Here is a 22,265-nt window from a genome sequence, read left to right on the forward strand (position 1 = left end):
ACGCCGGGTGAAGCAGCGCAGCCCCTCAGTGGGGCTGCGCCGTCTCGCGGACGTCCTCCGGCTGCGGCATGAACACCGCGCGGGTGATCGCCTGTTCGATCTGGTCGCGGGTGAAGGGCTTCGGGATCACCGGACCCAGATGCTCCAGCCCATGCTTGGCCAGATCGTCGGGGAAGGCGGTGACGAAGATCACCGGCAGGAACCGGCGAGCCCGCAGTTCGCGCGCCACCTCCAGCCCGTTGTCGCCATCGGCCAGCCGGATGTCCATCAGCGCCAGCGTCGGCCGGTGTTCCGCCGCCAGCGACAGCGCCTCGTCCATCGTCGCCGCGTTGCCGCAGACGATGTGGCCCATGCCGCGCACCGTCTCCGCCAGATCATAGGCGATGATGGCATCGTCCTCGACGATCAGGATGGTGGCGGTCAGCCGGGCGCGGACGCGCTCGCGGGCGTGGGTCAGTCGCTCCACCGCATCTTCCGGGGCGAGGCCCAGGACGACGGCGGCGTCGCCGACCGGCAGATCCTCCAGATTGACCAGCAGGTAGAGCCGGCGGTCGGTTTCCTCCAGCGTCATCAGCGCCGATTCGACCGGATGGTAGGGCGCCACCACCGGCGGCGAGCCCTCCTCGTCCTGCAACTCGTTCAGATGGCGATAGAGCGTGCCGCGCGACAGGTCGCCGCCGCGGCCGGTCTCCGCCTCGTCCGCCTCCAGATACCATTCCAGGGTGCGGGTCACCAAGGCGTCCCCCCGCCCGTTCGTCCCGGTCAGCGCGCGGGCATAGCGGCGCAGGTAGGGCAAATGCTGCATGAAGTGACCGGTGTACTGCTCCATCTCTCTCCCCGTGCCTTTCTGCGGCGCGTGTTCCTGGCATCCACCCGATGTGCCTGATCCGGGATCCCGGATCAGGCCGGTGCAACTCGATCCTTTCCGGGCCGCCTCTGCCCGGTCCGCCTGTCCGTCAGCGAAACTTGGCAGCGAAATCCGGCGGCGGAACCGGCCGGGCGTTCCCGCCGAAGATCGCGGCGCCGTCGACGCTGCTTCGATCGACAGACTGACGCATCCCGGGCTGCAACGGTCGAATTCATATGGCGCAGTCCACGGCCTAACGGGAGTGAGCCCGAAAGATTTATTCGAGATACCAGTAAAGGATTACTCAGTATGCATAATATGAAACACGGCCGGATATGGTTCAGCGGGCTGTGCGGCCAGCCTATGACCTGCAAGATATAGGGGGTGCCGGAGGGGTAGGCTTAACTGTTCTGAAAGACTTATAAGCTTACTCTGTCTTTGCCCTCCGGTGTGTACCGTGTGAGGGCGAGGCGAGTGTTCCCGATCCTCGTACGCGCCGGCCATCCCCCAGGCCGGCGCGTTTTTCTTTTCCGGCCATGCGCCGCATGAAAAACCAACCGTGCAGCACAGGAACCAACCGCCAGGGGCTGTGTTGGAACGGGCATGGTGTGATTCCTCCCTGAACCGCCAATCCTGATCGCCGCCGAAGCACCGCCGCCACATCATGCGGCCGGTGCCGGCGGCGAACTTTCATCCGCACAGATATCCGTCAAGATAATGGCCCTGTCGCTGCCTCCTTTCCGTCAATTGGGGACTTTCACAAGCCCGTGCTTGCAACGCGTTTAATCCAACGTTAAGGACATCGGCACACGGTTGGAGTTCGGCGTCTTCGGGCGCGCCATCCGTTCTGAAGGCCGGCGGAACGGTGCCGGCCGGGGTATCGCGTAGGCTGCCGCATCGGGTCCGGGTTTGTGCATGGAAGACCAAGAGTTGGATCGGTCCCTGATGGAGGGCATTCCACCGGATGAACTGGCTGACTTCGCCCAGTGGCGGGAGCGCGTGCGCGGCACGAACATTTCCGAGAAGACGCTGCTGGCGACCGACTATCTCAATCACTTCAACGAAATCGTGATGCTGATCGAGATGATCCCTGACATGCCGGACATGCTGGAGGAATGCCGCATCTGGCAGCCCAAGAGCTATGCCGAGCATTTCCGCGACAGCGGCTTCTCCGACAAGGATCTGGCGATCGAGGCCTACGGCCATGTGCCGTCCAAGTTCCTCCGCCCGTTCGAGGACACCATCGCCCAGGCCCATCAGGTGATCGCCCACACGCTGGAGCGGATCGGCACCGACATCGACAGCGGCGATCCCGACAAGCTGCGGATGGACTGCCAGACCTCCGTCGCGATGATTCACCGCATCATCCAGGTCGCCAACGGCATCATCCACGGCACCGCCCACGTGATGGAGCAGGGTGAGATCGATCTTTATCTGCAGAACGGCTGAAAATCGGTACGCCGACCCGTACTTTCGTTCCAAATCATGCGTCTTACCAACGAAAAACCGGCGTTTTCAGGCACTTGTCCCGGCAGGAATGGCGATTGATGGTGCACCCACCATTCGTTCGTTGCATGGCTCACTTGCGTCCCCTGGCACTATAGTCGGAGCATAAAAGACAAGACGGAGGCGTGTTCATGCGTCCTCTGCGGGGGGAGATGGAGCATTGCCCATGAAGGGATGCGCATTCGCGCCGGCCGACGGTATGGCCGTGTCTGAACCGCGCGTGTGGCGGCCGGGTCCGCCCACCGACCACGCCGGCCCCGTCCTTCCCGTCCTGCAACGGGGGGAGGCAGCAGCGCGCATGACGCCATCCGGACATTTGGACAGCTTCACCCGTGACCGGCTGCCGGCCCCGTCGCAGCGCCCCGATCTGATTCTGGAACGCCCCGAACTCCAATACCCCCAGCGGCTCAACGCCGTCTCCGTCCTGATCGACGGCTGGCGCGAGCGTGGCTGGGACGGGCGCCCCTGCCTGATCGGCGGCGACGGCGAGGTGTGGAGCTATGGCCGGATGCGCGACACCGTCGACCGCATCGCCCGCGTCCTGACCGAGGATTACGGGCTGGTCACCGGCAACCGCGTGCTGCTGCGTGGTCCCAACACGCCGATGCTGGCCGCCTGCTGGCTGGCGGTGATCAAGGCCGGCGGCGTGCTGGTGCCGACCATGCCGCTGCTGCGCGCGCCCGAACTGGCCGACGTGCTGAATCGCGCCGCCATCGACATGGCGCTGTGCGACACCCATTTCCTCGACGATCTGGAAGAGGCGGCATTGCCGTCGCTGCGCATCGTTGGTTTCCGCGACGGCGAGCTGGAACATCGCATCGCCACCAAGCCGGCCGGGTTCCAGGCCGCCGACACGGCGCAGGATGACGTCGCGCTGATCGCCTTCACCTCCGGCACCACCGGCACGCCGAAGGCGGCGGCTCATCTGCATCGTCATCTGCTGGCGATTTCCGATCTGTCGCCGCGCTCGGTGCTGGGCACGACGGCCGACGACGTGTTCTGCGGCTCGCCGACGCTGGCCTTCGCCTATGGGCTGGGCGGGCTGCTGCTGTTTCCTCTGCGTATCGGCGCGTCAGTCATCCTGCTGGAGCGCGGCACCGCCGACCGGCTGCTGGAGGCCGCCAGCCGCCACCGGGCGACGGTGATGTTCACCGTGCCCACCGTTTATCGCGGCATGATCGGCCGCATGGCCGCCGACCCGGCGCTGGCCAAGGGGCTTGCCTCGCTCCGGCTCTGCATCTCCGCCGGGGAGCCGCTGCCGCAGCAGACCTTCGAGGGCTGGTGCGACGCCACCGGGCTGGAAATCCTCGACAGCCTGGGCACGACCGAACTGCTGAACGCCGTCCTGCATGCGGTGCCGGGCGATGTCCGGCCGGGCTCCACCGGCAAGCCGGTGCCGGGGTACGAGGCGATGGTGGTCGACGACCAGTTCCGCCAGCTGCCCCCCGGGCAGGTCGGCCGGCTGGCGGTGCGCGGGGCGACCGGCTGCCTCTATCTCGACGATCCGCGCCAGGAAAGCTATGTCCAGCAGGGCTGGAACCTGACCGGCGACGCCTTCCACGTTGATGAGGACGGTTTCTTCTGGTATCACGCCCGCACCGACGACCTGATCGTCTCGGCCGGCTACAAGATCTCCGGCCTGGAGGTCGAGAACATCCTGCTGAGCCACGAGGCGGTGCAGGAATGCGCGGTGATCGCCGCCCCCGATCCGGTGCGCGGCACCATCCCCAAGGCCTTCGTCGTGCTGCGCGACGATGTCCGTCCCGACGAGCGTCTGGCGGAGGAGCTGCAAAGCTTCGTCAAGGAACACATCGCGCCCTACAAGTACCCGCGCGCGGTGGAGTTCCTCGATGCGCTGCCGCGGACGGAGACCGGCAAGGTCCAGCGTTTCAAGCTGCGCCGCCGTGCGTGGCAGCCGGACGAGGCGGAATAACCGCTCCTACCGGGGAAAGTCGGCGAAGGGGGTCAGCCGGATGTTGCGCGCCTCCAACAGGGCGGCGAACTCCGGCCCGCGGAGATAGTCGTATTCGGCGCGCCGCGGCTCGACCAGCGTGTCGACGCGGCGCAGGTCCTCGTCCGGCAGGCCGGGGTGGACCATAACCAGCGTGCGGCCGCCGATACCGTCCAGGAAGCGCGCCATCAGTTCGGCGAAAGGACGGTTGCCGGCGAAGTCGTAGACTCCGGCGAAGCGGTCGTTGGCGGGGATGCCGCGCGCCCGCACCATGCGCCTCAGTCCGCCGCCCAGCCCGCCGATCAGCAGGGTCTTCGGCACCGCGACGCCCCGGCGCAGCACCGCCGTCACCGGTTCGCCGCACAGGCGGACATAAGCGCCCGGCAAGGCGGTTAGCGCGTCCACCACCGCCTCACGCACGCCGGGCAGCTGGTGGATGTGCTGGTGGCCGTCGATATAGTCGGGCGGTCCGCCCCAGGCGTCGGTGAAGGCGTCGATCTGGCGCGACAGTTCGTCCCGGATTTCCGCGCGCGCCACCGGGCCGTTCAGTGTCCCGCGATAGGCCCAGCCCATCAGCCGCCCCAACGGCGGCAGCCGCCCGTCCGGCGCCAGAATCGGCATGGCACCCAGCGGCGGCTGGTCGGTCAGGGTGAAATGCAGCCCGACATCGGCCTTGTCCTTCAGTTCACGCAGTGCGTCGGCTCCGCTGCGCCAATGCGGGCAGAGGCTCATGACCGAGGTCGCGGTCAGTCGTCCCCGGGCGATCAGATCACGAATGGCGGTGTTGACGCCGGGCGCCAGTCCGTAATCGTCGGCACAGAGGAGCAGCGGGGTGGGAGCGGATTGGGGCATGGACCGACGGGAGCGGGTGGGGAATGTCCGGCCAAAATGGGAGGGTTGGCGTCGTCGATCAAGCCACTCCGGTCAGGCCGCTTCGGTCGCCGCCGCCGCCGGCTTGCGGGCTTGCAGGGTGGCCAGCATCACGCCGGGCAGCACCAGCATCACGCCCATCAGATGAAAGCCCTGCAACGGTTCGCCCAGCAACACCCAGGAGGCCAGCGCCGCCCACAGCGGCGACACGTACAGCGCGGTGGAGGCGCGCGCCGCCCCCATCATCGCGATCGTCTTCTGATAGGCCAGCAGCGCCAGAACGGAGGCGAACAGCGCCACCGCGACGATCGACAGGATGGTGGAAACGGAAAAGGGAACCGGCCGCACCGCCACCGTCTCCCACGCATAGAAGGGTGCCAGCACCAGCACGCCGGACAGCGCATTGGCGGCGAAGGCGGTGACCACCGGCAGGGGGGTGCCCGATTGCCGCAGCAGGATGGTATAGACCGACCAGGACACCGCCCCGGTCAGCACCAGCAGGTCGCCGCCATTGAAGGACAGGTGCAGCAGCGCCTCCGGATCGCCGCGGGTCAGGATCACCAGCACGCCGGCCATCGCCAGCAGGATGCCGAGAATCTGCCGCGGCCGGATCGCGTCGCCCAGCCAGACGGCGGCAAGCGCCAGGATCATCGCCGGGCTCGTCGCATAGATCAGGCTGGCATTGGTGGCGCTGGTCCGCTCCAGCCCATAATAGACGATGGCGCCGGAAATTCCCTGCCCCAGCACGCCCAGCAAAAGGTAATGCCGCCATTGCGCCTTCAGCCGGCTGCGGTGGGTCAGCAGGCCGGGCAGGGCAAAGGGCAGCACGATCAGAAAGGCGATCAGCCAGCGCCAGAAAGCCAGTCCGATCGGCGGCACCACATGCGCCGCCGCCCGGCCAACCACGGGGTTCGAGGCGAGCAGCGCGGATCCAACGATGTAGAGGCCATAGGCGGCCAGCGGGCCAGACCGCAGGACGGACGGCAGGAGCGGAAAGGACATCGCCGGACCAGATTCCGAAAAGGGGTTCCATCACAGATGCAACCCAGCCTAGCATGGGGACCGGCACCGGCCTTCACGGCGGGTGTGCATGGCAGCCGTCCACCGTCCGCCGCCTGCGCGCAAGTCGGGACCTGTCCACCCGGATAACCTGAGTCGCAGGGGCAGGGACCTGTCGATTCGGTCAACCGGATGGTTGGCTTTGCAACTGTTTCGTTTTCGGGGCCAAAAATGTATCCATACGGACGTATTGGCGCCACGAATTGTGCTCTGCGCCACGGTATAGCCACGTATGCATGTAGGCGTTGACAGGCGGCTTTCGCACGCGCCAAATGGCGACGCTATTTCCAAAAGCGTTCTGGCAAATTTCCATACGCTCCAACCGGAATCGGGAGGCAAGACGAATGAAGCGCATCCTGCTGGGTGCCGGGCTTGGTATGGCCGCGGCGCTGGCGCTGTCGGCGCCGGCCCAGGCGGCGAAAACCCTTGTTTATTGCTCCGAGGGTAGTCCCGAAAACTTCAACCCCATGTTGAACACGACCGGCACCAGCTTCGACGTTGCCCTCCCGGTCTACAACAATCTCGTCCAGTTCGAGCATGGCGGCACCAAGGTCGTTCCCGGCCTGGCGGAATCCTGGACCATTTCCGACGACGGGCTGGTCTATACCTTCAAGCTGCGGGCCGGTGCCAAGTGGCACAGCGTCGGCGATTTCAAGCCGACCCGCGATGCCAACGCCGACGACGTGATCTTCTCGTTCGAGCGCCAGTGGAAGCCGGACCATCCCTTCCACAAGATCTCCGGCGGCGCCTACGACTACTTCAACGACATGGCGATGCCCAAGCTGTTGAAGTCGATCGAGAAGGTCGACGACCTGACGGTCAAGTTCACGCTGAACGCGGTCGAGGCGCCGTTCCTGGCCAACCTCGCCATGCCGTTCGCCCCGATCATGTCGGCCGAATACGCCGCCATGCTGCTGAAGAAGGGCACGCCGGAGAAGCTGGACCAGGTTCCGGTCGGCACCGGTCCCTTCCAGTTCGTCGCCTACCAGAAGGACGCCGTCATCCGTTACAAGGCGTTCGAGCAGTATTGGGGCGGCAAGCAGCCGCTCGACAACCTCGTCTTCGCGATCACGCCCGATGCGGCGGTTCGTCTGGCCAAGCTGAAGGCCAACGAATGCCAGGTGATGCCCTATCCGAACCCGGCCGACATCGACGGCATGAAGAAGGACAGCTCGATCGTCGTCCAGGAGCAGGAAGGCCTGAACGTCGGTTACGTCTCCTTCAACGTGACCAAGAAGCCGTTCGACGACGTTCGCGTCCGCCGCGCCGTCAGCATGGCGATGGACAAGAAGGCGATGGTCGCCGCGGTCTATCAGGCCGCCGGCGTCCCGGCCAAGAACCCGATCCCGCCGACCATGTGGTCGTACAACGACTCGATCGAGGATTATCCCTACGACGTCGAGCGGGCGAAGAAGCTGCTGGCCGATGCCGGCTACCCGAACGGCTTCGAGACCGACCTGTGGGCGATGCCGGTGCAGCGCCCCTACAACCCCAACGCCAAGCGCATCGCCGAGATGATGCAGGCTGATCTGGCCAAGGTCGGCGTCAAGGCGAAGATCGTGCAGTACGAGTGGGGCGAGTACCGCAAGCGCATGCAGCAGGGCGAGCACCAGATGGGCATGCTCGGTTGGACCGGCGACAACGGCGATCCGGACAACTTCCTCTACACCCTGCTGGGCTGCGAGGCGGCGCGTCCGGGCGGCAACAACCTGTCGAAGTGGTGCAACAAGGAGTTCGACGACCTCGTCGTCCAGGCCAAGCGCACCACCGACATCGCCGCGCGCACCAAGCTGTACGAACAGTCCCAGGTCATCTTCAAGGAAGAGGCCCCATGGTACACCATCGCCCACTCGGTGGTTTACATGGGCCTCGCCAAGAACGTCGTCGGCTACAAGATGGACCCGTTCGGCATCCATCGCTTCGAAGGCGTCGACCTGAAGTGATATGAGACGTGCCTTCGCCGAAAGTGCGGGCGCGATGGAGTGTTGAAAAGGTGGGGTATGGGGTGCCATGCTCCCACCCTGAAGTAAGTGACATGCCCTTCTCCGCGCAAGCGGGGGAGGGTCGGAGTTGGGGCAGGTGCCCCTGATGGAACGGAGCGTTGCCAAGCGGTTTTTCTGCCGGGCCAGCGCTCCGTTCCAGTTTTCACCGCAGTTTTAAAAAACGAGTGCCCGTCGATGCTTCGCTTCATCCTGACGCGGGTGAGCTTGGTGATTCCGACTTTCCTCGGCATCACCTTTCTGACCTTCATCCTGATCCGGCTGGTTCCCGGCGACCCTATCGAGGTGCGCACGGGCGAGAGAGGCATCGCGCCTGAACGGCTGGCCGAACTGCGCCACGAGATGGGCCTGGACCGGGCGCTCTGGCAGCAGTTCCTCGATTACGTCGGCAACGTGCTGCACGGTGATTTCGGCCTGTCGCTGATCACCCACAATTCGGTCCTCAGCGAATTCCTGACGCTGTTCCCGGCGACGCTCGAACTGGCGCTGTGCGCCATGCTGTTCGCGACGCTGGTGGGGCTGCCGGCCGGCATCCTGGCGGCGGTGAAGCGGGGGTCGCTGTTCGACCACGGCGTGATGGGCGCCAGCCTGACCGGATATTCGATGCCGATCTTCTGGTGGGGCCTGCTGCTGATCCTGTTCTTCTCGGTTGGGCTGGGCTGGACCCCGGTGTCGGGCCGACTGGATCTGGTCTATTACGTGGAGCCGGACACCGGCTTCATGCTGATCGACACGCTGAAGGCCGGCGACTACGAGGCGTTCCGTTCCGCTCTCGGCCATCTGGTGCTGCCGACCATCGTGCTGGGCACCGTGCCGCTGGCCGTGGTCGCGCGCATGACGCGCTCGGCCATGCTGGAGGTGCTGGGCGAGGATTACATCCGCACCGCCCGCGCCAAGGGGCTGGCCAGCGGCCGGGTCATCGGCATGCACGCGTTGCGCAACGCGCTGATCCCGGTGGTGACCGTCATCGGCCTGCAGGTCGGCACGCTGCTGGGCGGCGCCATCCTGACCGAGACCATCTTCTCCTGGCCGGGCGTCGGCAAATGGCTGATCGAATCGATCAACCGCCGCGACTATCCGGCCCTGCAGGGTGGAGTCCTGCTGATCGCCACCTCGGTGATCCTGGTCAACCTGCTGGTGGACGTGCTCTACGGCGTCCTCAACCCCCGCATCCGTCACGCGCGGTGAGGCCAATCCATGTCCGCTGAATTCTCGACCAAGGCAGAACCCGCCACCCCGGAACCGGTCGCCGTGTCACGCCCGCCGCACCCGCTGACCGAGTTCTGGTATCACTTCCGCCAGAACAAGGGCGCGCTGGGCGGTCTGGTGGTGATCGCGCTGATCGCGCTGATCGCCATCTTCGCCGGGGTCATCGCCCCGCACGATCCCGACATCCAGTACCGCGACGCCATCCTGACCCCGCCGGTCTGGCAGGCGGGCGGAAGCTGGAGCTACATCCTGGGCACCGACGACATCGGCCGCGACATGATGTCCCGCCTGATGTACGGCGCCCGCCTGTCGATGATGATCGGCCTGATCGTCGTCACCCTGTCGCTGGCCGTCGGGCTCGGCCTCGGCCTCGTCGCCGGCTTCTTCGGCGGCATGGCCGACGTGCTGATCATGCGCGCCATGGACATCCTGCTGGCGTTGCCGTCGCTGCTGCTGGCCGTGGTGGTGGCCGCCATCCTCGGGCCGGGGCTGGTGAACGCCATGCTGGCGGTGTCGGTGGTGGTGATCCCGCACTATGCCCGCCTGACCCGCGCCGCCGTGCTGGCGGAGGTGAACAAGGACTATGTCGTCGCCTCGCGCGTTGCCGGTGCCGGGCCGATGCGCCTGATGCTGATCGTGGTGCTGCCGAACTGCGTCGCCCCGCTGATCGTGCAGGCGACGCTGGGCTTCTCCACCGCCATCCTGGACGCGGCGGCCCTGGGATTCCTCGGTCTCGGCGCGCAGCCGCCGACGCCGGAATGGGGCACCATGCTGGCCTCCTCGCTGCAGTTCCTCCAGCGCGCCCCCTGGGTCGTGACCTGGCCCGGCATCGCCATCCTGGTGACCGTGCTGGCCTTCAATCTGTTGGGCGACGGTCTTCGCGACGCGCTCGACCCCAAGCTGAAACGTTGACCTCATGCCTCTTCTCGACATCAAGAACCTGTCGGTCGAGTTCACCACCCGCGCCGGCACCTTCCGCGCGGTGGACGGCATCGACCTGACCGTGGACGAAGGCGAGGTCGTCGGCATCGTCGGCGAATCCGGCTCCGGCAAGTCCGTCACCTCGCTCGCCGTCATGGGGCTTCTCGGCTCCAACGGCCGGGTGGTCGCCGACCGGATGATGTTCGGCGGCCGGGACCTGCTGACCATGCCCGCCGCCCAGCGCCGGAAGATCACCGGCAAGGACGTCGCCATGGTCTTCCAGGAGCCGATGACCAGCCTGAACCCCTGCTTCACCGTCGGTTTCCAGATCATGGAGACGCTGCGGGTGCATGAGGGGCTGTCCGGCAAGGCGCTGCGCAACCGCGCCATCGCGCTCCTGGAGCAGGTCGGCATTCCGGCGCCGGAAACCCGCCTGTCCGCCTTCCCGCACCAGCTGTCGGGCGGCATGAACCAGCGCGTGATGATCGCCATCGCCATCGCCTGCAATCCGCGCCTGCTGGTGGCGGACGAGCCGACGACGGCGCTGGACGTCACCATCCAGAAGCAGATCCTCGACCTGCTGGTCCAGTTGCAGCGCGAACGCGGCATGGCCCTGATCCTGATCACCCACGACATGGGCGTGGTGGCGGAGACGGCCCAGCGCGTCGTCGTCATGTATGCCGGCCAGGTGGCGGAGACGCGTCCGGTCCATTCGCTGTTCGAGCGGCCGCGCCACCCCTACACCGGCGCCCTGCTCGACGCCCTGCCGGAACGGGCGCTGGGCAAGCGCCGGCTGCCGACCATTCCCGGCATGGTGCCGGGTATCGCCGACCGGCCGGCCGGCTGCCTGTTCAGCCCGCGCTGCCGCTTCGCCGACGCCCGCTGCCGTGCCGAACGCCCGGCGCTGTTCGACGTGGACGACGGGCGGGCGCGCTGTTTCTACCCGCTGCCGGACGGCCATCTCGCCGCCGGGGAGGCGCTGTGATGAGCACCCAGACCGAGTCCAATATCGGCCCCCATGTCTTCGAGGCTGCGGCCGACCCGTCGGTCGTGCTGGAGGCGCGCAACCTGCGGAAGCACTATGCGGTCAAGCGCGGCGCCTTCAAGCCGCTGGCGACGGTGAAGGCGCTGGACGGCGTGTCCTTCCGCCTCCAGGCCGGCAAGACGCTGGCGGTGGTCGGCGAGTCGGGCTGCGGCAAGTCGACGCTGGCCCGCTCCGTCACCATGATCGAGCCGCCGAGTTCGGGCGAACTGCTCTATGACGGCCGCGAGGTCGTCGGACGCAGTGCGGCCGAGATGAAGGAACTGCGCCGCACGGTGCAGATGGTCTTCCAGAATCCCTATGGTTCGCTGAACCCGCGCAAGACGGTGGGATCGATCCTGACCGAGCCGCTGGTCATCAACACCGCCATGGACAAGCACGAGCGGCGCGAACGCGCGGTGGCGATGATGGGGAAGGTGGGCCTGCGCCCCGATCAGGTCGACCGCTACCCGCACATGTTCTCCGGCGGCCAGCGCCAGCGCATCGCCATCGCCCGCGCCCTGATGCTGAACCCGCGCGTCGTCGTGGCGGACGAGCCGGTGTCGGCGCTCGACGTGTCGATCCAGGCGCAGGTGCTGAACCTGATGATGGATTTGCAGGAAGAGCTGAACCTCGCCTACCTGTTCATCTCCCACGATCTCAGCGTGGTGCGCCACATCGCCGATTCGCTGATGGTGATGTATCTCGGCAAGCCGGTGGAGCATGGCGCCAAGGACGTGGTCTTCACCCGGCCGCGCCATCCCTACACCCGCATCCTGCTGGCGGCGACGCCGCGGGTGAACCCGGACCTGCGCGTCGACCGCGTGGTGCCGAAGGGCGAGCTGCCGTCGCCGCTGAACCCGCCGCCGGGCTGTGCCTTCCACAAGCGCTGCCCCTTCGCCACCGAGCGCTGCGCCGCGGAAGTTCCGCCGCTGCGCACCGTGGACGAACGGCTGGTGGCCTGTCACTACGCCGAACAGATGGACTGAGCGGCGTCCGGGCGATTGACATGACGATGACCCCGGCCGCTCTTGCGGCGGCCGGGCTATCTTTGATCCACTGTTGCGGCTTCCTTGCGATGGACTCCGCAGCATGACCCTCCGCCTCGCCACCGCTCTCTGCCTGCCGGTCCTGCTGGCCATCGCCGCCCCGGCCGCTGCGGCCAGTTTCGACTGTGCCCGGGCGCGCGCCGGAGCCGGGGGGGCGGAGGAAAAGCTGATCTGCTCGACGCCGGCGCTGAACGCCGCCGATGCGGCGATGGGGGCGGCCTACAAGGCTCTGCTCGACAGGCTGGGGGGCGACGAAGCGGGGCGCGGCTTCGCCCGTGCCGAACAGCGGGCCTGGGCCGGGCGGCGCAACCGCGCCTGTGGCTTCGGTCTTCCCGCCGGCACGGAAGCCGACAGCGGCTTCGACGATCCGGCGGCCTGCCTACAAGTGGAAACGGAGCGGCGGACGGCGCAGCTTGCCGCCTTGCGGGCCGATCCGGGGCTGGGTGCCCGGCTGCGCACGGTCCTGCTGACCGAAGGGAAACCCCGCACCCGCCTTTCCATCCGGGCCGAGCGGCCGGAGATCGCCGACCCGGCCATTTATGGCGCCGCCTTCTTCAACGAGACGGCGCGCCGCTTCGTCGAGGGTGAAATCAAGGAGTTCCGCAAGAACTCGACCGATCTGCCCGAGGGGATGGAGGCGGAACTGGTCCTGACCGCCGATGTTCACGTCACCGCCCCCGGCCTGCTGTCGGTTCAGTTCCGGGGGGAAGGGGTGCAGGGCAACGGCTTCCGCTATGCGGCGGGGCTGACGGTCGATCTCGGGCGGGGACGGGTGCCCACCCTGGCACAGATGTTCGGCACAGGGTCCTGGCTGGCGGCCGCCACCGCCGCCTGTCGGACGGCGCTGGAACCCGAGATGGCGGCGGAGTGCGGCGGTCCCGAGCTGAAGGACCCGCGCAGCTGGCGCTTCGAGCCGGAGCGGGCGGTGGCGACCTTGCTGCTGCCGGGCAAGGAACTGCGGGAAATCGCCATGCCGTTCCATCCGCCCGCCCGCTGAGACGCCTGTTGAGGCAGCTTGCGGGCAAAGCGGCTGTTGAGTGCGGCGGCCGTCTTCTTTACGGTGCCCACGATTCGTTCATGAGAAGTCCTAATCAGGGAGAGAGCCGCCATGCCGTCCTTTGACATCGTGTCCGAGACGGACGTCCACGAGGTCGACAACGCCATTGCCGGCGTCCGTCGCGAGATCGAGACCCGGTTCGACTTCAAGGGCTCCAAATGCACGGTCGAGCGGACCGAGAACGAGATCGTTCTGCTGGCCGACGACGCCACCAAGCTGGAGCAGATGCAGGAACTGCTGCGCGTTTATGTGACCCGCCGCAAGCTGGATGCCGCCGCCCTCGACTTCTCCGCCAAGCCGGAGCGGGCGGCCGGCGACGCGCTGCGCCATGCTGTGACGATCAAGCAGGGAATCGCGCAGGATTTGGCGAAGACCATCGTCAAAGGGATCAAGGACAGCAAGATGAAGGTCCAGGTCTCGATCCAGGGCGACGAACTGCGGGTGACGGGCAAGAAGCGCGACGACCTCCAGGACGCCATCGCCCTGGTCAAGCGGATGGGCATCGAGCAGCCGCTGCAATACCAGAACTTTCGCGACTGATTGGCCGCGATCGCTGGGCAAGGTTTGCCGGCCGTTGGGAAACTTCTGCCGGGCGGCTGGGTAATTTTTGCCGGTCAAATCGTCGCAGGGGATGCTCCGACCCTTGTGAATCGCCGGTTGTGTTGATGGCGTGATTTTTGCGTGATCCCCTGCGGTTCGCCACAAACCGCAGGGGATCGTCCCATGTCGATGATGGCCAACAGCGAGGCCACGCAAGCGATGCGCATCCGGGCGGAAGACGTCCTGGAGCGCAAAGGGACGTCCGCGTCCCGGCAGGCGGGTGCGCTGGCCGGTCAGTTCGCGGCGATGCTGGAAACCCTGAACGGGGTGGGGGAGGGTGGCACCTCTGGTGCCGACGGCTCGGGAGTGGTGCCGAACGCCCAGCCCTCGGTGCGCCTCGGCGTCGGCGCCGTCACCTTGTTCGCGCAGGAGGACGGGCAGGGTGAGGCCGGCATGGGCCCCGCGTCCCTGGTGCCCGACCCGCAGGATCCCGCGACGGCGATGCAGGTGGTGGACAGCGCCATCCAGACTGGTGACGGCTCCAATTTCCGCTGGCTGACCACCCTGCTGACACAGAATTCCGCGGCCTGATCGAGACCGCTTTCGCGAACCCCCTCAGAATCCCCGGCCGAACTCGGCCCAGGACAGCGTGACGTCCGGCGATTCCGGCTTGCGCTTGCCACCGCCATGACGGGTGCGGAGCCCGGCGAACAGATCCGGCAGCGCGATGTGGGGGAAACCTTCGGAAAGGGCGATCCCCGCCGGGGCGAGGCCGGCCGGAGCCAGAGCGGCGGAACCGGCGAACAGGCGGGTCAGGATGCTGGACATCATGTGATTTCCTCTGGCTGCGGCGTTGCTCTTCAGCGCCGTTGGACATGGCCGGATCATGCACTCCTCATCGCACCGCAGCAAGATATTCTGTATACCAGATACTGTATTTCAAATATGTGTGCGCTGCATGGCTGCGCCTTGGCAGTTTTGTTCGTTAGGCCAGCAAGCGATGCATGACTGATAGGGTAAAAAAACAAGCCTTTTCAACGCATTCCACGATGTGGAAAAGAATAACGTGTTCCGTATATGGTATTTGGAATACGGATTGTCGAGGAGCACAGTCATCCCTGAACGGCGCATGATGCGGTGCGATCGCTGCCCGATCCTGCGCCCCCACGCTCAACGGGACTTTGGGGCATGACCACAGAGACGACCGAAGACCGCGGTCTTCTGAACAACAAATGGTTCCAGCTCAGCGTCGGCCTGCTGTGCATGGCGATGATCGCCAACCTGCAATATGGCTGGACGCTGTTCGTCGATCCCATCGATGCCAAGCATGGCTGGGGACGTGCTGCCATCCAGATCGCCTTTTCCATCTTCGTCTTCACCGAAACTTGGCTGGTCCCGGTCGAGGGCTGGTTCGTCGACCGCTACGGCCCGCAGGTGGTGGTGCTGGTCGGCAGCCTCCTGGTCGGCGGCTCCTGGGTGATCGACAGCCAGGCCTCATCGCTGCCGATGCTCTATACCGCGGCGGTGATCTCCGGCATCGGCGCCGGCTGCGTCTATGGCACCTGCGTCGGCAACGCGCTGAAATGGTTCCCGCAGCAGCGCGGTCTGGCCGCGGGCGTCACCGCCGCCGGCTTCGGTGCCGGTGCCGGCGCCACGGTCATTCCGATCGCCAACATGATCGCCGCCCAAGGCTACGAGCAGGCCTTCCTGGTCTTCGGCATCGGGCAGGGCGTGGTGATCTTCGTGCTGTCCTTCTTCCTGCGCAAGGCGCCGAAGTCAGCCGGTCCGGTGCGTCGGAGCGGGCTTGCCCAGACCAAGGTGGACCATCCGCCGTCCCGTGTCATCCGCACGCCGGTCTTCTGGCTGCTCTACGTCATGTTCGTGATGGTGGCCTCCGGCGGCCTGATGGCGGCGGCCCAGATCGCGCCGATCGCCCACGACTTCCACGTCGCCGATTCGCCGATCAACATGTTCGGCCTGATCCTGCCGGCGCTGACGCTGGCGATCTCCATCGACCGGATCCTCGACGGCGCCGGCCGGCCCTTCTTCGGCTGGGTGTCCGACCGCATCGGCCGCGAGAACACCATGTTCATCGCCTTCGGCATCGCGGCACTCGCCATCATCCTGGTGACGCAGCTCGGCCGCAACCCGGTGATGTTCGTCATCTTCACCGCGATGTTCTTCTGCGTCTTCGGCGAGATCTACAGCCTGTTCCCGGCCACCGCCGGCGACACCTTCGGGTCGAAGTTCGCGGCGACCAACGCCGGCATGCTCTATACCGCCAAGGGCACGGCGGCGCTGCTGGTGCCGCTCAGCAGCCTCATCGCCAGCCATTTCGGCTGGCACGCCGTGTTCTACATCGCCGCCAGCTTCAATCTGGTGGCGGCGGTGCTGGCGCTGTTCGTCCTGAAACCGCTGCGCGCCGCCTTCATCCAGGCTGACGATTACGGACTTCAGGCGGCACCGGTCACCGCCGAGCGCTGACGGCGGTTCCCCTCAAAGCCCCAGCTTCGCCCAGGCCGCCCAATCGTCGAGAGAGGTGCGGGCGGCCGCCACCAGGGCATCGGCGAAGGCCTCCGGCGCCCCGGCTTCCATGGCCGGGGCGTTGCCGTATCCAGTCCGAAGCCCCAGCCGCCGCAGCATGCCGCGTTCCTGCTGCACCACGCGCAGCCGCACCTTCTCGCCGAAGCGTCCGCGCATGACCGAGCGGATGTCGCCCAGCCCGTCGATCAGCCCGAGGGCCAGCGCCTTCCGCCCCGCCCAGAAGGCGCCGGAGAACAGCTCCTCCTCCGACCCGGTCAGCCGGCTGCCGCGGCGGGTCCGCACCATCGCCTTGAACGCCTCGTGCACGTCGGCCTGAAGCGCCTTCAGATGGGCGACCCCGTCCTCCCGCTCCGGCGAGAAGGGGTCGAGCAGTACCTTCTTGTCGCCGGCGGTGTAGAGGCGCCGTTCGATGCCATGGCGCTCGATCAGCGCATGCAGCCCGAAGCCGGACGACACCACGCCGATCGACCCGACGATGGAGCTTTCGTCGGCCCAGATCTCGTCCGCCGCGCAGGCCAGCCAATAGCCGCCCGAGGCCGCCGCATCCTCGCAGAAGGCGAAGACCGGCAGCTTCTTCTCCTCGGCCAGATCGCGGATCCGCTTGGCGATCAGCGCCGACTGCACCGGCGACCCGCCTGGGGAGTTGACGATCAGCGCCACCGCCTTCTGGTCCTTGGGCGCGAAGGCGCGCTCCAGCAGCGGGGCGACGCCGGCCAGCGACAGGCCGGATCGGAACGGGCCGCCCTGGCCGATGACACCGGACAGGCGGACGACGGACACCAGCGGCCCGGCCTTGCGCCAGGGGCCGAAGGGAAGTTTGGCGAGGAGAGATTGCAGGCTCATGCCGGCAGAGATGGGAGTGTCGCCTTCCGATTGAAAGGCTGCGCCCCCGCTAAATCGCCCCCTAAATCACGAGCGCCTCGGCGTCGCGCAACACCCGCTCCGCCGCCGGGCTGTAGCCGCCCTCGGCCTTATGCACGGTCAGGCCGGCGGTCAGCCGGGCCGGCGCCCTGCCGCCCTTGCGGGCCGCCAGCAGCAGACGCTTCGCCTCCACGCCCGGCTTCGGCCACAGCGGCACCAGGATCAGGCTGCCGAACCGGCCGCGCAGCGCGTGCAGGATGTCATCGATCCGGTCGGCGCGGTGGACCATGGTCAGGGTGCCGCGCGGCTTCAGCATGCGGCCGGCGAAGCGCACCCAGTCGGCCAGCCCCGCCGCCCCCTCCACATTCGCCGCGGCCTTCCAGTCATCGGGCGGCATGCTGGCGGCCCCCGCCTTCAGATAGGGCGGGTTCATCATCACCCGGTCGAATCCGGCGCTGCCGAGCGCATCCGGCGGGGCCAGCAGGTCGCCCTCCACCACCGTGACCCGGTCCGCGACGCCGCTGAGGTCGGCATTGCGGCGGGCGAAGGCGCAGGCGTCGGCCCGCTGTTCCAGCCCGACCACCATCACCCCCGGCACCCGGACGGCGAGGCACAGTGCCGCAGCCCCGGTGCCGGTCCCGACATCCAGCACCCGCTCGCCGGCGGCGGCGGCGGTGATGGCGGCGAGGAAGACCGGATCGATGGCGGCGCGATACCCCCCTTCCGGCTGAAGCAGCCTCACCCGGCCGTTCAGCAGGAAATCCACGGGGGGCTCGGTGTCTGATTGCGGAACCGGAACGATTGGCCCGGTCACGCTTCGCCAGCCTCGCGCAGGATGCGGATGGCCTGTGCGGCGTCCTCCGTATCGACCATCAGCCGCCGGGGAATGGCACCGATGGAGCCCTCCAGAATGCTGGTGTGGTTGTCCAGCACGATGGCCTCGATTCCGGCATCGGCCAGTAGGGCGACCAGCCAGGACAGGCGGACGGGATCGGTGGTGCGCAGCAGTTCGGTCATGGTGTCTCGAAAGAACGGTCCCCTGCGGACTTGACCGAAGAGGCTAGGCCGTTATGCTCCCTAGCGCAAATTCTGGCGTCAATCATCCGTGGAGTCGACCTTGGCGGTCGTGACCAACTTCGAGCCGAAACGGCGCAAGTCTACCCCGCTCGACGACCTGACCGCTTTGGTGGCCGAGGACCTCAGCGCCGTCAATCAGATCATCCTCGACCGCATGCAGTCGTCGGTGGAGATGATTCCGCAGCTGGCCGGCTATCTGATCGCCGCCGGCGGCAAGCGCCTGCGCCCGGTGCTGACGCTGGCCGCCGCCAACCTGTGCGGCTATCAGGGGGAGCATCACCGGCTGCTGGCCGCGGTGGTGGAGTTCATCCACAGCGCGACCCTGCTGCACGACGACGTGGTCGACGAAAGCGACCTGCGGCGCGGCATGGCCTCGGCCAACGCGGTGTTCGGCAACAAGGCCAGCGTGCTGGTCGGCGATTTCCTGTTCTCCCGCGCCTTCGAGATGATGGTGGAGGTGCAGTCGCTCGACGTGCTGCGCATCCTGTCCGGTGCCTCGGCCATCATCGCCGAGGGCGAGGTGCTGCAGCTGCGCACCACCAACGACACCGAGACGAGCGAGCAGGCTTACCTCGAGGTCATCAAGGGCAAGACGGCCGAGCTGTTCGCCGCCGCCTGTCGCGTCGGCGCCGTCGTCGCCAACCGCCCGCAGGCGGAGGAGATGGCGCTGTACGACTACGGCATGAATCTCGGCATCGCCTTCCAGCTGGTCGACGACGTTCTGGATTACTCGGCCTTGCAGGCGAAGCTGGGCAAGACGGTCGGCGACGATTTCCGCGAAGGCAAGATCACCCTGCCGGTCGTGCTGGCCTTCCGCCGCGGCAACGACGAGGAACGCGCCTTCTGGCGCCGGGTGATGGAAGAGCTGGACCAGAAGGACGGCGATCTGGAACATGCCCAGGCGCTGATGGCCCGCCACAACGCCCTGAAGGACACGGTGGAGCGGGCGCGCCATTACGGCTCCATCGCCCGCGACAGCCTGGGCCTGTTCGCCGACGGACCGATCAAGCAGGCTCTGCTGGAAGTCATTGATTTCGTGATCGATCGAGATTTCTGACGCACCAGCGGGGGGCGGATCGACGGTCCGGATCTTTTTGGCCGATGACGCATTTTTGGCGTTGCGCACCAGGACCGGAGCGTTTATACACCCCCTCCACCGGCGGACGGCACTGCCCCCGCCGGTGACAGGACCGGAGAGTAGCTCAGCCTGGTAGAGCACTGCTTTCGGGAGGCAGGGGCCGGAGGTTCGAATCCTCTCTCTCCGACCATCATGACAGGGGCTTCCGGAGAAATCCGGGAGCCCTTCGTCGTTTCGGGGTTCGCTTTGGTACGTCAAAACGACATGGCAAGAATGCAGCAGACAGGCTGTGACTTTGCATTGCGCTGCCGGCCGGAACCGTTTATACACCCGCTCCACCGACGGACGGCGCACTGCGAAGTGACAGGCCGCCGGTGACAGGACCGGAGAGTAGCTCAGCCTGGTAGAGCACTGCTTTCGGGAGGCAGGGGCCGGAGGTTCGAATCCTCTCTCTCCGACCATCATGACAGGGGCTTCCGGAGAAATCCGGGAGCCCTTCGTCGTTTCAGGCGGTCGCGACTATCCTATTTCAGATACCGGTCGCTGATGCGTTGGGCGGTGCCGTCGGCGATGACGGAGTCGACGGCTGTCTTCAGCGTCTCGACGATTTGCGGAGAGCATTTCAGAGAGCAGGCGAGATAGACGTCATCCGACGAGACGGCCTTGCCGATCACGATCTTTTCCGGGCGGCTGGACCGCTTCCATTTCCACAGGGTTTCCGGCGTTCCGTTGAACCATGCCTCGTCGCCGTTCGGGCTGAGAACCTCCGTTTCCTTCTGTCCGACCCTGAGGGTACGAAGCTGGGTTTGCGTGAAGCCCTTGGCCTTCAGCAGTTCTTCCTGGGCGGTGCCTTGGCCGACGATGATGCTGGTCAGTTCGGCCTTCGCCTGTTCGAAGCTGTCGATCGACTTGCCGACCGTTGCGAAAGTCCGCTCCGTCGTGAAGATTTTCGCAATCCAGGTATAGTTCGGTTCGCGCGCCGGGGAACGGGCGAAGGGAATGATCAGCAGATTTTCGCCGTCGGCCACCTCCTGTTGCCCGCGCTTCCACGGATCAAAGATCATTTCGCCCTGATATCCTGCGCGCTTGAGCGCTTCCAGCGTGATGTCGGCGACGAAGCCGCGCTGATCCGCCTGATCCATCGTCATGGGTGGCGCGTCGACGCTGTAAATCTTCAGCGTCTCGGACAGTGCCGGGGTTGCCGCAGCCGAAGCAACCGCCGCCGTTGCGATCAGAATGCCGGTTCGCACTGGGGTTCCTCCTTGTCTGAACCGGATCTGGGTCTGAACCGGATCTGGGTGCCGGGCGGACTGGGAATCGAGAAAAAGTCAGGTGCCTTTATGCTAATGTACTGGTATATTGCATACATATCCAGAGCCGGGACTGCATGCCGGATATGGATTATGCGCGAATTGTGTGGTTGCGTTGATTCTTCAAGCCGCGCCAACCCAAACGGCTTCAATGATTATTTGTCGTTCTTTTCCGATCAATAGGTGATTGGACCTGCTGGTCGGTTAAGTTCTTTTTAATATTTTCCGTTAAGTGCGCCTGTGATTCCCGCCTGGGTCGGGGTGGCGGTGCATACCGCCGAACCCCTTGGTTCTGACAGGCCGGGATCGCGTTTCACCTCGAAGGTATGAAACGCGGGATATTGGACAGGCTAGATCGTGCACAGGAACCGCTGCTCCGTCCCCTCCAGCACCAGGGCTGTCAGGCGGTTGGTGGCGTAGGCGCCGGTGTCGATGCCGATGCGGTTGGGCAGCAGTTCCGGCTCCGGCGCGATGGTATGGCCGTGGACCACCAGCTTGCCATGGTCGGCACGCGACGCCAGGAAGGCCTCGCGGATCCACAGCCGGTCCTGGTCCTCCTGCTGGTCGAGCGGCACGCCGGGACGGACGCCGGCATGGACGAAATGATAATCGCCGATGGTCAGATGGTTGCGCAAAGACCCCAGGAAGGCGCGGTGATGGGCCGGCAGCAGGCTGTTCAGCATCAACTGCGCCTGTTGCAGATGCTCCACCGGCGCGTCGGGATCAGGGGCGGGAATGCCGTAGCTTTCCAGGGTCGCGTCGCCGCCATAGGTCAGCCAGCCGGGGGCGACGCGCAGGTCCGACAGGAAGCCCAGCATCGTGTCCTCGTGGTTGCCGCGCAGGCACACGGCACCGAAGGCCGGCGGCAGCCCGCAGGCCAGCCGCTCGATCACCAGCCGCGAGTCCGGCCCGCGGTCGACATAGTCGCCCAGGAAGACGAGGTATTTCATCAGGTTCGGGGCCTGGTCGGCATCGCGGACGATCTGGCCCAGCATCTGGTCGAGCAGGTCGAGCCGGCCGTGGATGTCGCCGACCGCATAGATGCGCATGCCGCGCGGCACCGATGCCGGTCCCGCCCGGCCGGCCGAGGGAGCGCCAGACACGGCCTCCGTCCACAGTTTCCGTGCCAAGCTCAACACGCGATCGTTCTCGACTTCGTCACATCCCGCCCTGTCACCTGTGTCCGGGCCGGCGCGCCTTCAAGGGGCTCCGCCTGTTGCACCGCATTTGCGTCGTCTTCGACCGGACGGTGATGCCGTCAGGCATGGCGGTCAAACCATTGCGCAATGCCATTGCCGAATGAAAAACTTCGACGATTCCACTTTGACAGGGAGGGGGTGCAGGGTGAAATCTTCGGCCGACAAG

At 66.3% G+C, this 22,265-nt stretch carries 21 protein-coding genes and 2 tRNA genes; 14 read left to right on the forward strand and 9 right to left on the reverse strand.

Translation table 11 applies throughout. The features are described from left to right. Positions 1-25 precede the first annotated feature (25 nt). Complete coding sequence (locus J2848_RS22825; RefSeq protein WP_149232541.1) at positions 26-829, reverse strand: response regulator; 804 nt, start codon at positions 827-829, stop codon at positions 26-28. A gap of 963 nt (positions 830-1,792) precedes the next feature. On the opposite strand from J2848_RS22825, the gene J2848_RS22830 reads away from it, so the two are divergent. Together J2848_RS22830 and J2848_RS22835 are read left to right on the forward strand one after the other, a co-directional pair. Continuing rightward, a complete protein-coding gene (locus tag J2848_RS22830) occupies positions 1,793-2,296 on the forward strand; it encodes a hypothetical protein (protein WP_149232761.1) in 504 nt (167 codons plus the stop codon). 355 nt (positions 2,297-2,651) lie between these two features. Next, on the forward strand, positions 2,652-4,286 hold the full coding sequence (locus J2848_RS22835; RefSeq protein WP_149232540.1) for an AMP-binding protein: 1,635 nt from the start codon (positions 2,652-2,654) through the stop codon (positions 4,284-4,286). Between the two features lie 6 nt (positions 4,287-4,292). Here J2848_RS22835 and J2848_RS22840 read toward each other — a convergent pair whose 3' ends face one another. Together J2848_RS22840 and J2848_RS22845 are read right to left on the reverse strand one after the other, a co-directional pair. Further along, a complete protein-coding gene (locus tag J2848_RS22840) occupies positions 4,293-5,156 on the reverse strand; it encodes a ChbG/HpnK family deacetylase (RefSeq protein WP_149232539.1) in 864 nt (287 codons plus the stop codon). A gap of 72 nt (positions 5,157-5,228) precedes the next feature. Further along, the gene (locus J2848_RS22845; RefSeq protein WP_149232538.1) at positions 5,229-6,176 is read right to left on the reverse strand and encodes a DMT family transporter; all 948 of its coding nucleotides are present in this window, start codon (positions 6,174-6,176) and stop codon (positions 5,229-5,231) included. A gap of 401 nt (positions 6,177-6,577) precedes the next feature. Here J2848_RS22845 and J2848_RS22850 point away from each other — a divergent pair, with 401 nt between their 5' ends. The 8 genes from J2848_RS22850 (at position 6,578) to J2848_RS22885 (ending at position 14,621) form a co-directional block, all read left to right on the forward strand. Continuing rightward, a complete protein-coding gene (locus J2848_RS22850) occupies positions 6,578-8,176 on the forward strand; it encodes an ABC transporter substrate-binding protein (RefSeq protein ID WP_149232537.1) in 1,599 nt (532 codons plus the stop codon). Positions 8,177-8,410: 234 nt separating this feature from the next. Beyond that, a complete protein-coding gene (locus J2848_RS22855) occupies positions 8,411-9,421 on the forward strand; it encodes an ABC transporter permease subunit (protein WP_149232536.1) in 1,011 nt (336 codons plus the stop codon). A 9-nt stretch (positions 9,422-9,430) separates the two neighbouring features. Beyond that, positions 9,431-10,354 (forward strand): ABC transporter permease subunit, encoded by a 924-nt coding sequence (locus J2848_RS22860; RefSeq protein ID WP_211103199.1) that lies wholly within the window; start codon positions 9,431-9,433, stop codon positions 10,352-10,354. A 4-nt stretch (positions 10,355-10,358) separates the two neighbouring features. After that, positions 10,359-11,348 (forward strand): ABC transporter ATP-binding protein, encoded by a 990-nt coding sequence (locus J2848_RS22865; protein WP_149232535.1) that lies wholly within the window; start codon positions 10,359-10,361, stop codon positions 11,346-11,348. Further along, complete coding sequence (locus J2848_RS22870; protein ID WP_149232534.1) at positions 11,348-12,373, forward strand: peptide ABC transporter ATP-binding protein; 1,026 nt, start codon at positions 11,348-11,350, stop codon at positions 12,371-12,373. Before J2848_RS22865 ends, J2848_RS22870 begins: the two co-directional genes overlap by 1 nt. A 103-nt stretch (positions 12,374-12,476) precedes the next feature. Continuing rightward, positions 12,477-13,430, forward strand: coding sequence for a lysozyme inhibitor LprI family protein (locus J2848_RS22875; RefSeq protein ID WP_149232533.1), 954 nt, complete (start codon positions 12,477-12,479; stop codon positions 13,428-13,430). Positions 13,431-13,541: 111 nt separating this feature from the next. Beyond that, on the forward strand, positions 13,542-14,030 hold the full coding sequence (locus J2848_RS22880; RefSeq protein WP_149232532.1) for a YajQ family cyclic di-GMP-binding protein: 489 nt from the start codon (positions 13,542-13,544) through the stop codon (positions 14,028-14,030). A 183-nt stretch (positions 14,031-14,213) separates the two neighbouring features. Beyond that, positions 14,214-14,621: a hypothetical protein gene (locus J2848_RS22885; protein ID WP_149232531.1), complete on the forward strand. Its 408-nt coding sequence runs from the start codon at positions 14,214-14,216 to the stop codon at positions 14,619-14,621. A gap of 24 nt (positions 14,622-14,645) precedes the next feature. Here J2848_RS22885 and J2848_RS22890 read toward each other — a convergent pair whose 3' ends face one another. Next, positions 14,646-14,861, reverse strand: coding sequence for a hypothetical protein (locus J2848_RS22890; protein WP_149232530.1), 216 nt, complete (start codon positions 14,859-14,861; stop codon positions 14,646-14,648). 357 nt (positions 14,862-15,218) lie between these two features. Here J2848_RS22890 and oxlT point away from each other — a divergent pair, with 357 nt between their 5' ends. Then, a complete protein-coding gene (oxlT, locus tag J2848_RS22895; RefSeq protein ID WP_149232529.1) occupies positions 15,219-16,514 on the forward strand; it encodes an oxalate/formate MFS antiporter in 1,296 nt (431 codons plus the stop codon). A 12-nt stretch (positions 16,515-16,526) separates the two neighbouring features. Here the strand turns inward: oxlT and J2848_RS22900 are convergent, their stop codons facing one another. From J2848_RS22900 to J2848_RS22910, 3 genes are all read right to left on the reverse strand, one after another. Then, entirely contained in the window at positions 16,527-17,417 is an 891-nt protein-coding gene (locus J2848_RS22900; protein ID WP_149232528.1) for a S49 family peptidase, read from the reverse strand. Between the two features lie 61 nt (positions 17,418-17,478). Next, complete coding sequence (locus J2848_RS22905) at positions 17,479-18,201, reverse strand: tRNA1(Val) (adenine(37)-N6)-methyltransferase (RefSeq protein ID WP_246193976.1); 723 nt, start codon at positions 18,199-18,201, stop codon at positions 17,479-17,481. A gap of 44 nt (positions 18,202-18,245) precedes the next feature. Beyond that, on the reverse strand, positions 18,246-18,452 hold the full coding sequence (locus J2848_RS22910) for a putative signal transducing protein (protein ID WP_149232526.1): 207 nt from the start codon (positions 18,450-18,452) through the stop codon (positions 18,246-18,248). A 100-nt stretch (positions 18,453-18,552) separates the two neighbouring features. Between J2848_RS22910 and J2848_RS22915 the strand changes: the two genes are divergently transcribed. The 3 genes from J2848_RS22915 (at position 18,553) to J2848_RS22925 (ending at position 20,051) form a co-directional block, all read left to right on the forward strand. Next, positions 18,553-19,569 carry a polyprenyl synthetase family protein gene (locus J2848_RS22915; RefSeq protein WP_149232525.1) on the forward strand — a complete coding sequence of 339 codons (1,017 nt, stop codon included), beginning with the start codon at positions 18,553-18,555 and terminating at the stop codon, positions 19,567-19,569. 134 nt (positions 19,570-19,703) lie between these two features. Beyond that, a tRNA-Pro gene (locus J2848_RS22920) sits at positions 19,704-19,780 on the forward strand. Between the two features lie 194 nt (positions 19,781-19,974). Next, a tRNA-Pro gene (locus J2848_RS22925) sits at positions 19,975-20,051 on the forward strand. Between the two features lie 63 nt (positions 20,052-20,114). On the opposite strand, the gene J2848_RS22930 is transcribed toward J2848_RS22925, so the two are convergent. Together J2848_RS22930 and J2848_RS22935 are read right to left on the reverse strand one after the other, a co-directional pair. Continuing rightward, a complete protein-coding gene (locus J2848_RS22930) occupies positions 20,115-20,840 on the reverse strand; it encodes a substrate-binding periplasmic protein (protein ID WP_149232524.1) in 726 nt (241 codons plus the stop codon). Positions 20,841-21,250: 410 nt separating this feature from the next. Beyond that, positions 21,251-22,003, reverse strand: a complete 753-nt coding sequence (locus J2848_RS22935; RefSeq protein WP_376992964.1) for a metallophosphoesterase family protein — start codon at positions 22,001-22,003, stop codon at positions 21,251-21,253. Positions 22,004-22,265: the final 262 nt, after the last annotated feature.

The sequence above is a fragment of the Azospirillum lipoferum genome (genome assembly GCF_024170005.1).
Lineage (GTDB): Bacteria > Pseudomonadota > Alphaproteobacteria > Azospirillales > Azospirillaceae > Azospirillum > Azospirillum lipoferum.

What these genes read in the sequence shown, in the direction of transcription:
- J2848_RS22900 (WP_149232528.1), bottom strand. Translation starts at nt 17,417, where the DNA reads ATGAGCCTGCAATCTCTCCTCGCCAAACTTCCCTTCGGCCCCTGGCGC.
- J2848_RS22835 (WP_149232540.1), top strand. Translation starts at nt 2,652, where the DNA reads ATGACGCCATCCGGACATTTGGACAGCTTCACCCGTGACCGGCTGCCG.
- J2848_RS22885 (WP_149232531.1), top strand. Translation starts at nt 14,214, where the DNA reads ATGTCGATGATGGCCAACAGCGAGGCCACGCAAGCGATGCGCATCCGG.
- J2848_RS22870 (WP_149232534.1), top strand. Translation starts at nt 11,348, where the DNA reads ATGAGCACCCAGACCGAGTCCAATATCGGCCCCCATGTCTTCGAGGCT.
- oxlT (WP_149232529.1), top strand. Translation starts at nt 15,219, where the DNA reads ATGACCACAGAGACGACCGAAGACCGCGGTCTTCTGAACAACAAATGG.
- J2848_RS22840 (WP_149232539.1), bottom strand. Translation starts at nt 5,156, where the DNA reads ATGCCCCAATCCGCTCCCACCCCGCTGCTCCTCTGTGCCGACGATTAC.
- J2848_RS22855 (WP_149232536.1), top strand. Translation starts at nt 8,411, where the DNA reads ATGCTTCGCTTCATCCTGACGCGGGTGAGCTTGGTGATTCCGACTTTC.
- J2848_RS22865 (WP_149232535.1), top strand. Translation starts at nt 10,359, where the DNA reads ATGCCTCTTCTCGACATCAAGAACCTGTCGGTCGAGTTCACCACCCGC.
- J2848_RS22880 (WP_149232532.1), top strand. Translation starts at nt 13,542, where the DNA reads ATGCCGTCCTTTGACATCGTGTCCGAGACGGACGTCCACGAGGTCGAC.
- J2848_RS22825 (WP_149232541.1), bottom strand. Translation starts at nt 829, where the DNA reads ATGGAGCAGTACACCGGTCACTTCATGCAGCATTTGCCCTACCTGCGC.
- J2848_RS22860 (WP_211103199.1), top strand. Translation starts at nt 9,431, where the DNA reads ATGTCCGCTGAATTCTCGACCAAGGCAGAACCCGCCACCCCGGAACCG.
- J2848_RS22845 (WP_149232538.1), bottom strand. Translation starts at nt 6,176, where the DNA reads ATGTCCTTTCCGCTCCTGCCGTCCGTCCTGCGGTCTGGCCCGCTGGCC.
- J2848_RS22890 (WP_149232530.1), bottom strand. Translation starts at nt 14,861, where the DNA reads ATGATGTCCAGCATCCTGACCCGCCTGTTCGCCGGTTCCGCCGCTCTG.
- J2848_RS22875 (WP_149232533.1), top strand. Translation starts at nt 12,477, where the DNA reads ATGACCCTCCGCCTCGCCACCGCTCTCTGCCTGCCGGTCCTGCTGGCC.
- J2848_RS22850 (WP_149232537.1), top strand. Translation starts at nt 6,578, where the DNA reads ATGAAGCGCATCCTGCTGGGTGCCGGGCTTGGTATGGCCGCGGCGCTG.
- J2848_RS22830 (WP_149232761.1), top strand. Translation starts at nt 1,793, where the DNA reads ATGGAGGGCATTCCACCGGATGAACTGGCTGACTTCGCCCAGTGGCGG.
- J2848_RS22910 (WP_149232526.1), bottom strand. Translation starts at nt 18,452, where the DNA reads ATGACCGAACTGCTGCGCACCACCGATCCCGTCCGCCTGTCCTGGCTG.